Source organism: Pontibacter liquoris (genome assembly GCF_022758235.1).
GTDB lineage: Bacteria > Bacteroidota > Bacteroidia > Cytophagales > Hymenobacteraceae > Pontibacter > Pontibacter liquoris.
Window position 1 is genome coordinate 472,021 of record NZ_JALEBG010000001.1, and the last position, 12,962, is coordinate 484,982.

Consider the following 12,962-nt stretch of genomic DNA (forward strand, 5'->3'; position numbering starts at 1 on the left):
AAAGGCTGCCCATCCCGGCAGCCTTTCTTGTTAAACTTCTTCTATAACCGATTTTATACTTCGTCTGGCACCAGATCCTCCACCGGCCAGGTAAAAGAGAATTTGGAGCCGCGGCCCTGCGATTCAACCCATACATTACCGCCCCGTTCCGTGACAACTTTCTTAACAATGGCCAGACCAAGCCCTGAGCTATCGGAGCGGGAATAGTTACTGCCTCTGTTAAACATCTCAAAAATATGGGCCTGGTGTTCGGCTGGGATGCCCGGGCCATTGTCCTGCACCGAAAAAAGGAGCCTGTCAGGGTGTTTCTCAAATAATATCCTGATCTCGCCGCCATTTGGGTTATCATTATACTTGATGGCGTTTACCAGCAGGTTGCTGAACACCTGGTGCAGGTTAATTTCCTGGGTAAACAGCTCGGGCAGGTTAGGGGAGATGATGATCTTACAGTTGTAGGGTACGATGAGCGAGGCAATGACCTGTTCTACGAGTGTGGCCACGGCCACATATACCTTTTCTACGTTCCGGTGCCCTGCCAGCGAGAGAGAAAGTATACCGGTGATGAGGTTCTCCATTTTCTGTGTCTGGCCGCGCAGCAAGGGCAAAAGGCTAACGGCCTCAGCGTAGTTCTGGTTCTCGATCGTGGAGGCAAGGGCATCGGCCAGGCCGGTGATGTTCTGCAGCGGCGAACGCAAATCGTGGGTAACAGTATGGGCGAAAGCGTCCAGGTTGTTGTTTATCTTCTGGAGTAGCTTGTTTTTGATGTCGCGCTCAATCAGCAGCTCGCCAATCTCGTTGTTGGATTGCTGCAGCTGGCCGTTCAGCCGCCGGATTTCCTGTAAGCGCTGTTCGGCCTCCAGGTTGCGGATGCGCAGTTGTTCGAGTATTTCCAGCAGGTTGATGTTCTGCCTTTTGATTTCGGCATAAGGCGAGATATTGACTTCCTGGTTAAACTCGATTGTCCATTGGTCGAGCAGGGCTTTGGTAAGGCCCGGTGCCTTTGCCGGTAATTTGCGGCGGAGCATGACTTTGGTGCCCTTGTCGGTGTCGGAGGTAATGCTGAACTGGTCTACCAGTTTGCGGGCGTTCAGTATACCCGTGCCCCGGCTGCCGCTTTTCAGGTTTTCGGCCTGGTTAAGTATAAAATCAAGGTTGCCAATGCCACGTCCTCTGTCTGTTACCAACGCCTCCAGGTAGTGGTAACCGGCATCCTCTACCAGGTTAAACTGGATAACTCCGTTGCCCACATACTCCACCACGTTCCGGCAGATCTCCGACACGGCTGTCGAGAATTTTGTCTGGTTGGCCATGGCAATGCCCAGCCTTTCCGAAAGCTGAATGGCCCGCCGGTAAGCCAGCACAATATCCAGTTCGTTGGCAATCGAAAATTTCAGGATGGGGCGCAGCATAAGGCTAGAGAATGGCTTTACAAACTACTACTAAGGTGTCATCGGTGTGGCGGCAGAAATCTTTGTAAAGGACCGCCGCAATGACGGTGGCGTGGTGGCGGTGCAGGCCCGGATATTTGGAAAGATCCCATCGGGACTTAAGCCCGTCGGAATGTAGGATCAGGGTTTTGGAACGCGACCACTCGAGTTGCTGGTTGTTGAGCGTATTGGGCACGTTATGGCCCAGTATGCCATTGTACGAGATAATGTTTTTATAGGGCGGGTTGTTAGTACTAAACTCGCCATTGTAAAGTTTCCCGGCAATGTTGCCTACCCCGCAATAGGTAATGGTATGGGGCAGGATGCGGGCCGCAAAACCTACTGCCCCGCGGGTGCGCTTAATGGCCAGGTGCAGGTCGCGGATGGTTTGCACCGGATCTGCCACCGCCGACTGCTCAAAGTGATGGCAGGCTGCCGCCGAGGCCTCGTGTGCATGGCTGCCGTGGCCCAGACCATCCAGGGCCAGCAGGGTTACTGTGCTGTCCTGTACTTTCAGGGTAAAGCCGTCGCCACAGACCGTTTCATGGCTTTTGGGCACCATCACGCAGCCTACCTCCAGCAGTTTTGCAGGAAGGGCTTCCGCCTTTGCACCGGCTCTTTTTACCTGCGCCATTATAACGGTGCCCAGGCCCGGCTGAGAGTACATGTCGAACAGGTCAGACTGCCTTTTTATAGCGCCCAGGCCTTCGCCGGCAGAGCCATAGGTGGTCACGCCATCCTGCAACATGCGGGTAGCATCGTTCATGCCGGGGCCATTGTCCAGGCACAGGATCTCTAAGGTATGCACCGGCTCGCCCAGAGGTTTTACCAGCAACTCGCCTCCGTTAGGAGAGAACTTGGCCAGGTTAGAGAGCATTTCCGATACAATGATATTTATCTTGCCGGTCTCTCTCTCCGAAAAGCCCACGCTCTCGGCCAGGCGGGTAATATCACGTTTGGTTATACTGGCAAAGCTTCTGTCGGGCACTGAAAAACTGATGTGGTTTTTAACGGCCATGCTTCCAGTGAATTATCATAACTGTGGTGCCCTCGCCGGGGGCGCTCTTAATATCGAACTCGTTTACGAGCCTTTTGGCGCCAGGCAAGCCCAGGCCCAGGCTTTTGCCCGTCGAGAAACCATCCTGCATGGCTTGTTTCAGATCGGAGATCCCGGGTCCTTCGTCTACAAAAGTAAGTCTTACGCCTGATTGCGCACTTTTGCTGATGATCTCCAAAATAACCTTGCCGCCGTTGGCGTAGCGGAGCATGTTCCGCACCAGTTCGCTGGCGGCCGTTATGAGCTTGGTCTGGTTCACCAGGCTCATCCCGATCTTAACTGTAAGTTCGCGTACTCGGTTGCGGAAAGGCACTACGTCCTGCTCCCGCAAAATCTGCATCGTATCCTTAGTCAGTACGATCATCGGGCTCTTCCTCTTCGTCTTCGTCCAAAGAGCCATACTGCAGGTCAATCATTTTCTGCAGCAGCTCCATTCCTTTTTCTACGTTCAGGGCGGTGTGTACGCCCTGTAAGGTAAGGCCCAGTTCAACCAAGGTAATTGCCACTGCGGGCTGCATACCTACTACCACTGTCTCAGCATCCATGATGCGCGACATAGAAGCTATGTTACCCAAAATGCGACCCATAAATGAGTCTACTATATTAACAGCTGATATATCGATAAGCACGCCCTTTGCGCTGGTTTTGCTTACCATTGTTATCAAATCGTTTTCAAGATTCAGAGCCAGCCGGTCATACAGGTCGATCTGTATGGTAACCAACAGAAATGGCCCCAGTTTCAGAATTGGAATTCTCTCCATTTTTTACCTAGCGTCCCAGTCCTGCCGTCGGGGTTCTGTTTGTTTTTCTTACCTCTACGTTGCGCATGCTGAAGGCCAGTTGCAGGGCATGGGCCAGCGACGCTTTTGTTTTGATGTTTGAAAGATCGATTCCCAGGTGCACAATGGTTTGGGCAATCTCGGCCCGGATGCCACTGATGATGCACTCGGCTCCCATCAGGCGCGTGGCGCTCACGGTTTTGATCAGGTGCTGGGCTACCAGCGAGTCTACTGCCGGCACGCCGGAAATGTCAAGTATGGCAATGCTGCTGCCGGTGTTCACAATTTCCTGCAGCAGGTTTTCCATCACGATCTGGGTGCGGGCACTGTCCAGGGTACCGATAATGGGCAGGGCCAGGATGCCTTCCCACACGCGGATCACAGGCGTGGAAATTTCATTTATCTCATCTGTCTGGCGCAGGATCACTTCTTCGCGGCCTTTGATGTAGGTTTCGAAAGTGATGATGCTCAGGTTGTCCAGGATCTTGTTGATGTTGGATATTTCGCGGTAAAGGTCGGCCGGGCTGCTGCTTAGCTCCTCCTCATACACCGTACTGATAGCCTGCTTCAGACTCAGCACATACATGCTGGTTTCGCGGGGGCTGAAGCCCTGACGGGCGCGGGTGATGGAGATATCGCTCAGGATCTCCGTTATGGCTTCATACTCAGAAGAGTAAATATTATCGAAGTTTCCGGATGCAACGGCACGGGCCAGGGCATCCAGCAACTCTTCCGACTGCTTCCGAAGCTCATCATTACTCATCAGGTCATCGCGCAGCATAGCGTCTGCTAATTGGTTCTGCATCCAGATCTCCAATATTCTCTTTTTGTGTTTTTGCAAAAGGTGCGTGGTTAGGTCCATAATTGATGTAATGAACGAGTTCGATTTTTTTATTTTAACTGATTACCGGAAGCTATACGTGACATGCATTTGCTACACTTCTGCAAGGTAACTAAAATTAATCTCATCAGGCCGCATTTATGTGCCAAGTGCCCTGTGGCTACGAAGCATTACGTATATATAGCGCTAATGTGTCGCATGGTTCGGTATTTATACTTACTTTTATAGATCCTGCATTTTTGCAGGCAACGCAACTGCCTGTTGTTGGCAGGCTTGCCGGGGCTGTAGCCGTTCACAGGCGCACGGAATGGCCGGCGAAAAATGTACGCGTCCCGCAGCAACGGCGCATAGCTGCCACCACCGGATCTTTGAAAGAAACATTGGCAAAACTTTATACTTGCGCCTCGTATACGCAGCAAGAATGAACAGCCCGGGTGTAAGCCCAGGCATGCGGGCAAAATATCCTACCCTCTTAGTATAATCCTGAAAAGGAGTGGAGGCAAATATAAGCTTCCTTTAAAATTTAAGCGGCAGGTTTGATATCCTCCGTTTTAGGCAGTAATATCAAGCAATTTTTAGAATGGTTTTTTAGATGTAAGTATGAATTCAGAATCAGAAGCTGTTTCACATGTAGATACTAATAAAGCCACTGAAGACAATTTCCGGCTTTTGATTGAAGGCATAACCGACTATGCTATTTTCCTGCTTGACCCATCAGGGTACATTACGACCTGGAATGCCGGTGCAGCCCGTATTAAACAGTACGCAGCTGACGAGATCATTGGCAAACACTTCTCCACATTTTATTCAGCCGAGGCCAAAGCAGCGGAGTATCCGGCCTATGAGCTGCAGGAAGCCCTGAAGCAAGGCCATTTTGAAGACGAAGGCTGGCGCTTGCGCAAGGACGGGACTGCCTTCTGGGCCAACGTGGTGATCACCCCGATCTATAACCAGGCCCGGGAGCTGATTGGCTTTGCCAAGATTACCCGCGACCTGTCGGAACGAAAAAAAGCGGAAGATGACCTGTTAAAAGCTTTCGATGAGGTAAAAGAAAACGAGGAGCGCTTTCGGCAACTGGTCGAAGGGGTGGCTGATTATGCCATTTTTATGCTGGACCCCGTCGGAAATATTACCACCTGGAACGAAGGCGCCCGGAAATTAAACGGATACGAGGCGCACGAGATCATAGGCAAATACTTTGCTAAGTTTTACAGCCGCGAAGCGGTGGAGCAAGGTTTTCCGGCGTATGAGTTGCAGCAGGCAAAACAAAACGGCCGTTTTGAAGACGAAGGCTGGCGCTACCGCAAAGATGGTTCCGCGTTCTGGGCCAACACCGTTTTAACTGCTATTTACGATTCGCAAAAGCAGCTCCTTGGTTTTTCCAAGATCACCCGCGACCTGACCGAAAGAAAGAAACTCGAGCAACAGTTATACTGGACAAACCAGGAGCTGAAAGAAAATGAAGAGCGCAGCCGCTTGCTGATCGACAGTGTAAAGGACTATGCTATTTTAATGCTTTCGCCGGACGGTATTGTGAGCAGCTGGAATGTGGGCGCCGAACGCATCAAAGGCTACAAAGCAGCTGAGATCATTGGCAAGCACTTCTCTACGTTTTACCCGCGCGAAGCCATTGAAAGCGGCTTTCCGCAATATGAGCTCCGAAAAGCGCTGGATCAGGGCCATTTTGAAGACGAAGGCTGGCGCTTGCGCAAAGACGGGACTGCCTTCTGGGCCAACGTGGTGATCACCCCGATCCATAACCCGGCCCGGGAGCTGATCGGCTTTGCCAAAGTAACGCGCGACTTAACCGAACGCCGCCGCAACGAAGACCTGATGCGGAAGAACAATGAGTTGTTAAAGATCAATAACGAGCTGGATAACTTTGTTTATGCCGCGTCGCATGATCTTAAATCCCCCATCATTAACCTGGAGGGGCTGCTGGCTGCTTTGAAGGAAGACCTGGGGCCGGAAGGTGAACACCACAGCGAAGTATTGACCCGGATGGACGGCGCCATTACGATCCTTAAAAAAGTGGTGTCGGATCTGGGCGATGTGGCCCGGCTGCAGCAGTCAAACGGCGAGACAGAAAGTATAAACCTACCGGACCTTTTAGCGGAAGTGACCGGAAATATAAGCGAGTTAATAGCGGCCAGTAATGCCGAGATCATCGCTGATTTCTCTGGGTTTAAGAGCCTGACGTATTCGCGCAAAAACCTGCGGAGCATTTTGTTTAACCTGGTCTCCAATGCTATTAAATACGCGCATCCGCAGCGCAGGCCGCAAGTCCGGGTAAAAACCCACCTGGCAAGCACCGGCCTGTATTGCCTGTCGGTCGCCGATAATGGACTGGGCATCACCTCAAACCAGACAAGTAAAATATTCTCGTTATTCAAACGGGCGCACGACCATGTGGAAGGTTCGGGTATTGGCTTATACCTGGTGAAAAAGATACTTGATAATTCCGGCGACAGTATTGTGGTGGACAGTGTGCCGGACAAAGGATCCGTGTTTAGTATCTGCTTTAAGCAGAAAGCCTCTTAGGGGGATGTAGACAACAAGTATAACTTGCCCAGGCTAAGATCAGCAGATTGGTATAAATCAAAAAAGGCTCCTCATGACAAGGAGCCTTTTTTGTATGATCAGTTTTTAAAACTTTTCAACTTTTAGCCATCCTCTTTAACGTGGTTCTGTGTGGTAAGGTTGTGAAAAGCTGAAAAAAAGTTAAAATATTTTTTCAGGATCAGTTCTTTAACGCTTTTTGAATAGGTAATGTCTTGATTTTCAATGCGTAACAGGTAGTTTGGTGGTTGTTCAATTTCGGCTTTATACTTGGTCCTGCACGGCCTTTGCACGTTTGCGTGTTGCCAGCCTGCCCGCAACATACCAGCTGTTTATACTTTTCTAAATAAAGCGGCCGGTACAACGTTCTAAGTGCGTTCGCAGTAGAACAGGCATAAAGTTATTTTACCACCGAAAATGGACGAGCACAGTAACCAGGAAATTTTTACGCATCTGATCAGGGAAACAAACAGGATGTTGTTTTCCTGGGATGTAGCGGAGGCTTCGTTTTCTTATCTCAGCAAAGGGTTCCGGCTGTATATCGAACAGGCCCTGGGAAGTAATGCTGTTTCAAATCCGGCGATGCTCTTTGGTGCTATACATGCAGATGATAAACCTTACCTGCTCAGCGAGTACGAAGAGCTGTTGAAGGGCACCTTTAAGGAGAATGTTGAATTCCGGATTATCCTTCCTGACCTGTCGGAGCGCTGGCTGCAGGCAAGGCCGGAACTGGTTACGACCGGAGCGGGAGCTAAATTTGTAGCGGGGTATCTGGAGGATATTACCAACCAGAAAACAAACTTCAGTAACCTCGAAAAGTTTGCCACGAAGAAGAACTTCATTCTGGAGATCCTCTCACACGACCTGGCCGGGCCGCTGGCCAACATTCATGCCATGGCCGAAGTGCTTTATACCAATACCGAGGACTATCAGAATGCCGAAGTGACCCAGATCGTCAGCCTTATCCGGGAAAGTTGTGCCAGAAGTATCCGCATGATCCGGGACCTGGTGCAGCAGGAGTTCCTGGAAGCAACGCACGCAGGACTGATAAAGAAAAGGGTTAACCTCTACCAAAAGCTCATGTGGGCAATAGAGCAGTATAAACAGGGCGAAAACCATATTCAAAAAGATATCCGGTTTACAGCCTCCAGCGATACCATTTACGCTAACATAGACGAGAACAAGTTTATGCAGGTGATCAACAACCTGTTCTCCAATGCGATCAAGTTCACGCATGATGACGGCATTATTGCTATCGACCTGCAGGAGCAGGAAGATGCCGTGCTGATCACCATGAAAGACAACGGCATCGGCATCCCGGAGAAATACCACCAGGAGCTGTTCGATAAATTTACCCCGGCCAGAAGAGAAGGACTGCGCGGCGAGCCCTCGACCGGGCTGGGTATGTCGCTCATCAAAACCATTGTGGAGTGGCACGATGCCCGCATCTGGTTCGAGAGCGAAGTAAACGGCGGCACAACGTTCTACATCGCGCTGCCCAAGCAGGAGTAACGCTTTGCCTCTTTACAGGACCACTCTACTTTCAGAAGTATAAACGGTTATTTTGCTTTTACCTGCTGGGTGGTGGCAAGCACATCCTGGCGCTTCTGCGGCTCCTGCGTGAGCGTTGCCCATACCCATTCTCCTACTTTCTCTCCCTGCGCGGTTCCTTCAAAGGCTCCATCCCAGTAGTGAATACCGCCGTAAACCCGGCTGATCGAAGTTTCCATGTACGTGTCTTTTAGCGATTTAAAGGAACGTACGCCATGGCCATAGGCATATTCGGTAGAGTCGGTAAAGGCTACGTTGTTGCCAAAAAGGTGGATCAACACGGTGCCAGCGGCAGCAGAGATGGCACTATGGCCGCTGACATATTCCGGGAAAGGAGGCGTTTCCAGAAAAGGCTGCCACTCCGGGTCAATGTTTTCGTTGATCACCGTAACAGGGCGAATGCGCGCGCTACGGTATTTTTCATCCCAACAAGCGATAAAGCCATCATACAGGGCAATGGAGGTGAACGTGTACGCCTGCAGCGACTTCATCAGGTCCAGGTGCTGGTCTTTGGCAAGGGTTTGCACAATGGCCAGCCAGTGTCCGGCAGGGGTCATTTTCTTATCCACATACGAAGCATGGCCTTTTACATTGGTCACCACGGCGTTGTCGTCCCAGAAATAAGCAATGTCCTTTTGTTCCTGCGTCAGGTTTTTGGAGATATCGTATACCTGCCGCGTAAGCTTGTAAAATTCACTTTTCGGGTCGAGGCTGTACGCGGCCGCAGCTTTGGGCTTAAACTGCGTGCACGTATCCAGGGTAAGCACCCGCATGGCGCTCCAGGTGGGCTCGCAGGCTTCGGCATAGTTGGGCGGCGTTGGCTGGTAAGAGCCAGGCGTTTTGGTATATGAATACCGCATCAGGGCCCGGGTTTGTTTATAGTTATCCTCGTTGGCATAGTGCAGCACATGTTGCGCTACCTGCTGGCCATAAGCAATGGAGCGGGTACGTACATCCTCAGGGATGCCCATCTTTTCATACTGATTGTAAACCTCCTTTTCATAGTTAGCCATTTCGGCCGTGGAGATGATCAGGGCTTTGCTGACAGAAATATAAGCGGCTATACTTGCCAGCGGGAAGCAATAGTCCACGTCTTTTTCTGGGTTTGGAACTTGCTCAAAGCCCTTTACCCTGCCTGCCAGGCTCTCGAAGGCGGGGTATTGCTGCCGTAACGTTTCGTAAGCGGCCAGGTTGGTGTAAACATAAATGCGGCTGGCAACCGGCGGTTTAAAAATGTCGTGGACAATAAAGCTGGTCAGTTGCTGCGCCGTTTTATGAAACAAGGCAGGATCGGAAGCCGCTTTGTTGTATTCTTCTGCAGTAGCTTCTTTTTCTTCTGTCGTTAGCCTTTTACAGCTCCCAAAGGAGAGGCATACAAAAAGTGAAACCAGGAGTATAGACGGCTTAACCATAGTAAAGGGGTGTTTGTGAGCAGCAGACGGCAGCCCTGCTGGTAGCATATTAACCGGCAGGTAAGATAAGAAATTATTTATTTAATCCCTTTATATCCGGAAAGATCAGCCATATACTACAAACAGATCCTTTAATATTTTTGCGCACTTGTGCCTGATAACAGCAGGCACAAGCGCGCAAGGATCAGAACTTAATGTAGCTCCAGCCTTCTTCTTGCTTCAGTACGATTTCGCCTACACCCATGGGCACGGTTATAACGGCCGGCAGCAGCTCTTCTTTTGTAACGTGCATGGCTCGCATGGTATTCTCGCAGGCAGCAAATGTCACGCCTTTGGCCTGCAGGCTTTTAATTGCCTCGGCCGATCTGGTTTTAGCGGTCTGGATCATTTCCAGGCCTTTGCCATGGATCACCACTTCGATCTGGGCATCAGGCCAGCCGCGCTTGATATTATTCAGTTGCCTGAACAGACCGGCCTGCTGGGCCGAGTCGGCTGACACCACATCATACACAATGCGGTGTGCTGCGGCACGTGGCGTGGTGGTAGTTTTAGCGGTATTACTTGCCTGCGCAAAAGCTGCCGGTGTGGCCAGCAGGCAGAGTGCAAAAATTATGATCCCTGTATATTTCATAGGAAGCGAATTAAGATGTTACGTTTTATACATGTCAGACTTACAAATACTGCCCGGCACAAGTATGATCCTGTGCGGCGAGCAAATAAAAAAGCATCCCGGCTGCTTCGTTTGCTGCCGGGATGCTTTTTTGGTTGGTTGGGTTATTTTACCATACCTTGTAGAAAGTCGCGTACCTCTTTGGTGTCGTACTCGGCCATACCTTCCTGCTGTGCTACAATTTTGCCCTCCGGCGAGATTATGAACGTAGTAGGAATGGCATTGCTGTAAAACTCCTGTGGCAGCTGGCCGGCCGGCATGTATACCGGAAAGGTATAGCCTTTTTTGGAGATAAATTTCTTCACCTTGTCCATGCCACCCTCATCAAGCGAGAGCATCACAAAAGCGATTTTATCAGAGCCTACTTTCTCGTACAGTTTCTGGATGTTAGGCATCTCGGCAATGCAGGGCGGGCACCAGGTGGCCCACAGGTTCATAAAGATCACCTTGCCTTTCAGGCTTTCAAACGAAACGGTTTTACCGTCCAGGCCTGCCATCCGGAAGCCGGTACCCACCATGGCCGGCGATGCGGTAGCAGGCGGCGTTGTTTCTACTGCTCTGGCAGCTTCAGTGGGCTGGGGTACGTCGGCATTGCGGATGCCGGTAGCCAGTAAGAGGCGCTGCACCTGGCCAATGGCCTCGGTGTGCAGGCCGGTAAAGTATAAAAGCCCGAAAACAGCCAGCATGACGGCCCAACCAGGTATATTTTTGATGGAAAATTTATGCTTGTTCATCTTGATTCTTTTGGATGTTAATTCTTGATTTACGCCTGTTCTGCTCGCAGAAGCTTGCGCAGGCAATTTGAGCGCCTGTAAGCAGTAAAACTAAAACAGGGCGCGAAAGTAGCGTTTGCCAGTCGTTTGCGGCATCAGCTTCTGTTAAAAGTAGCTTATCAGGAAAACCGGGGCGGATCCGGTGCAGGCGGCAGGTCCGGGGACAGGTGCTTGCGGGCGTTCGTAACCGGAGCAAGGTGCAGCCCCGGCAAAGGAAAGCGTGCCGGGTAGTCCTGGGCTGCTAATACGGCATATTGCGGTGCGCTACAATCTGTCACGCTGTTGGCGGCGCTTTGTGGCGTGCGGTGCGTCTGGTGCTTCAGGCATTTGCCGGGGCAGGAGCGCTTTTGGGCATTATGGCTGTAGCGGCACGTCTTTGCTACCCGCTCTGAACCGTCAGCGCTACGCGAGCGGCTGTTCGGCGGCATCGCGAAAAGCAGCAAGAGCATTGTCAGAAATAAAAGCAGGTAATATCTCATTTTGTTTTAGACCAGCGGCATCGTTCAGGGTTTCTTTGTTGTCCTGGATATTCTGAACCGCGTCAGGCACGAAAGATAAGCAATTAAGCCCCGCCAAGCAAACCTGCCGAAGCACACTCCTGGCTATGCCAGAGCAGTTTGCGGGTGCAGCACATGCGTATTTCAGACAATACGCCGGCCCCAATGGTCAGCGCAGCTGTGCCAAGCAAAACCGCTCCGATACCAAACAAATCGCTGAACACGCCGGCTGCCACGGCACCGGCCACATACCCAAAGTCGCGCCAGAACCGGAAAATACCCAGGCTCTGCGGGCGCTGGCTCGGGTGCGTATTCTCGGCTACCACCGCCAGAAAGTTTGGGTAAACCAGGGCCGTGCCAGCGCCAAGTATAACCAGCGCTGCTACCAGCACCACGTACACATCTGCAAACAACAGCAAGGCAATGGACAGGCCCTGCAGCAGCATGCCCATACTTAGCAGCTGCTTTTTGCAAAGGATGTCGCCGAGCCTGCCTGTTACTAGTTGCCCCAGTCCCCACACAGCCGGGTATATGCCGGCCAGCAGCCCTGTTTGGGTCAGCGAATAGCCTTTTGCTGTGAGCAGCAGCGGAAGCAGGCCCCAAAGGATGCCATCGTTCATGTTATTTACAAAGCCGCTTAGGGTAACAGAGCCCAGGTTGGCATGGCGCCAGGTGGTATCTTTCCAGATGTTGCCGAGCAGCGGAATGGTTGTTTGTGCAGTTTCTGTTTGCACGTGGGCCCGGGTATCGCGCACAAAGAATATCGTGAGCAAAACACCCGCCACCGAAAATCCGATGCCCGGCAGGAACGCATACGTGACATGGCCCGATGTAGCAGCCATGTAGCCCGCCAGGAACGAGACCAGCCCGACAGCCAGGTAACCGGCAAATTCGTTGATGCCCATGGCCAGGCCGCGGTTCTTTTCACCCACCAGGTCAATTTTCATCACCACCGTTGCCGACCAGGCCATCCCCTGGTTGATTCCCAACAGCAGGTTCGCTAAGATCACCCATCCCCAGTTGCCGGCATACACCAGCAGCCAGGGCACCGGCAGGGCAAACAACCAGCCGATCAGCAGCAACTGCTTGCGCGTAAACCGCCCTGTGAGGCGACCCATGAGCATGTTGGCTATTGATTTGGCCAGTCCGAACGCGACAATAAACGACAGCAGCGCTGTATGCCCGCTGATGCCGAAAACAGTTTCGGCAAACGTCGGAATAACCGAACGCTCCAGGCCTACCATCGCCCCTACAAACCCATTGATAAGCACCAGCAGCCAGAACTGCCCGGCATTCACTTTTAAACCAAGTTTTGTTTTGGAGGATGCGTGCTGCATTTTAGGTGTCGTTTAGGTTATGAATATGCCCGGAAGCCTTTGCCAGCGCAAATGGCCCC

12 protein-coding genes are annotated in these 12,962 nt (G+C 51.6%); 2 read left to right on the forward strand and 10 right to left on the reverse strand.

From position 1 onward, the window contains the following. Positions 1-53 precede the first annotated feature (53 nt). The 5 genes from LWL52_RS01955 to LWL52_RS01975 are packed head-to-tail and all read right to left on the reverse strand — an operon-like array spanning position 54 to position 4,125. Entirely contained in the window at positions 54-1,409 is a 1,356-nt protein-coding gene (locus LWL52_RS01955; RefSeq protein WP_242916443.1) for a sensor histidine kinase, read from the reverse strand. Between the two features lie 4 nt (positions 1,410-1,413). Further along, entirely contained in the window at positions 1,414-2,445 is a 1,032-nt protein-coding gene (locus tag LWL52_RS01960; RefSeq protein ID WP_242916444.1) for an ATP-binding protein, read from the reverse strand. After that, positions 2,435-2,848, reverse strand: coding sequence for an anti-sigma regulatory factor (locus LWL52_RS01965; RefSeq protein ID WP_242916445.1), 414 nt, complete (start codon positions 2,846-2,848; stop codon positions 2,435-2,437). Before LWL52_RS01965 ends, LWL52_RS01960 begins: the two co-directional genes overlap by 11 nt. Continuing rightward, a complete protein-coding gene (locus LWL52_RS01970; RefSeq protein WP_242916446.1) occupies positions 2,832-3,245 on the reverse strand; it encodes an STAS domain-containing protein in 414 nt (137 codons plus the stop codon). The genes LWL52_RS01965 and LWL52_RS01970 overlap by 17 nt, the downstream gene beginning before the upstream one ends. A gap of 7 nt (positions 3,246-3,252) precedes the next feature. Further along, positions 3,253-4,125 (reverse strand): STAS domain-containing protein, encoded by an 873-nt coding sequence (locus LWL52_RS01975; RefSeq protein WP_242916447.1) that lies wholly within the window; start codon positions 4,123-4,125, stop codon positions 3,253-3,255. 579 nt (positions 4,126-4,704) lie between these two features. Between LWL52_RS01975 and LWL52_RS01980 the strand changes: the two genes are divergently transcribed. Together LWL52_RS01980 and LWL52_RS01985 are read left to right on the forward strand one after the other, a co-directional pair. Beyond that, entirely contained in the window at positions 4,705-6,645 is a 1,941-nt protein-coding gene (locus LWL52_RS01980; RefSeq protein ID WP_242916448.1) for a PAS domain-containing sensor histidine kinase, read from the forward strand. A 435-nt stretch (positions 6,646-7,080) separates the two neighbouring features. Continuing rightward, positions 7,081-8,175: a PAS domain-containing sensor histidine kinase gene (locus tag LWL52_RS01985; protein ID WP_242916449.1), complete on the forward strand. Its 1,095-nt coding sequence runs from the start codon at positions 7,081-7,083 to the stop codon at positions 8,173-8,175. A 47-nt stretch (positions 8,176-8,222) separates the two neighbouring features. Here LWL52_RS01985 and LWL52_RS01990 read toward each other — a convergent pair whose 3' ends face one another. The 5 genes from LWL52_RS01990 to LWL52_RS02010 all read right to left on the reverse strand — a co-directional run bounded on the left by LWL52_RS01990 (position 8,223) and on the right by LWL52_RS02010 (position 12,903). Next, positions 8,223-9,626: a vanadium-dependent haloperoxidase gene (locus tag LWL52_RS01990; protein ID WP_242916450.1), complete on the reverse strand. Its 1,404-nt coding sequence runs from the start codon at positions 9,624-9,626 to the stop codon at positions 8,223-8,225. Between the two features lie 184 nt (positions 9,627-9,810). Further along, positions 9,811-10,257: a DsrE family protein gene (locus LWL52_RS01995; RefSeq protein ID WP_242916451.1), complete on the reverse strand. Its 447-nt coding sequence runs from the start codon at positions 10,255-10,257 to the stop codon at positions 9,811-9,813. Positions 10,258-10,400: 143 nt separating this feature from the next. Beyond that, on the reverse strand, positions 10,401-11,030 hold the full coding sequence (locus LWL52_RS02000) for a TlpA disulfide reductase family protein (RefSeq protein WP_242916452.1): 630 nt from the start codon (positions 11,028-11,030) through the stop codon (positions 10,401-10,403). A gap of 158 nt (positions 11,031-11,188) precedes the next feature. Next, complete coding sequence (locus tag LWL52_RS02005) at positions 11,189-11,548, reverse strand: hypothetical protein (protein ID WP_242916453.1); 360 nt, start codon at positions 11,546-11,548, stop codon at positions 11,189-11,191. A gap of 83 nt (positions 11,549-11,631) precedes the next feature. After that, positions 11,632-12,903 (reverse strand): MFS transporter, encoded by a 1,272-nt coding sequence (locus LWL52_RS02010; RefSeq protein WP_242916454.1) that lies wholly within the window; start codon positions 12,901-12,903, stop codon positions 11,632-11,634. Positions 12,904-12,962 lie beyond the last annotated feature (59 nt).

Excerpts from the sequence above, each read along its gene's own strand:
- LWL52_RS01955 (WP_242916443.1), bottom strand. The coding sequence starts at position 1,409 with ATGCTGCGCCCCATCCTGAAATTTTCGATTGCCAACGAACTGGATATT.
- LWL52_RS01960 (WP_242916444.1), bottom strand. The coding sequence starts at position 2,445 with ATGGCCGTTAAAAACCACATCAGTTTTTCAGTGCCCGACAGAAGCTTT.
- LWL52_RS01965 (WP_242916445.1), bottom strand. The coding sequence starts at position 2,848 with ATGATCGTACTGACTAAGGATACGATGCAGATTTTGCGGGAGCAGGAC.
- LWL52_RS01970 (WP_242916446.1), bottom strand. The coding sequence starts at position 3,245 with ATGGAGAGAATTCCAATTCTGAAACTGGGGCCATTTCTGTTGGTTACC.
- LWL52_RS01975 (WP_242916447.1), bottom strand. The coding sequence starts at position 4,125 with ATGGACCTAACCACGCACCTTTTGCAAAAACACAAAAAGAGAATATTG.
- LWL52_RS01980 (WP_242916448.1), top strand. The coding sequence starts at position 4,705 with ATGAATTCAGAATCAGAAGCTGTTTCACATGTAGATACTAATAAAGCC.
- LWL52_RS01985 (WP_242916449.1), top strand. The coding sequence starts at position 7,081 with ATGGACGAGCACAGTAACCAGGAAATTTTTACGCATCTGATCAGGGAA.
- LWL52_RS01990 (WP_242916450.1), bottom strand. The coding sequence starts at position 9,626 with ATGGTTAAGCCGTCTATACTCCTGGTTTCACTTTTTGTATGCCTCTCC.
- LWL52_RS01995 (WP_242916451.1), bottom strand. The coding sequence starts at position 10,257 with ATGAAATATACAGGGATCATAATTTTTGCACTCTGCCTGCTGGCCACA.
- LWL52_RS02000 (WP_242916452.1), bottom strand. The coding sequence starts at position 11,030 with ATGAACAAGCATAAATTTTCCATCAAAAATATACCTGGTTGGGCCGTC.
- LWL52_RS02005 (WP_242916453.1), bottom strand. The coding sequence starts at position 11,548 with ATGAGATATTACCTGCTTTTATTTCTGACAATGCTCTTGCTGCTTTTC.
- LWL52_RS02010 (WP_242916454.1), bottom strand. The coding sequence starts at position 12,903 with ATGCAGCACGCATCCTCCAAAACAAAACTTGGTTTAAAAGTGAATGCC.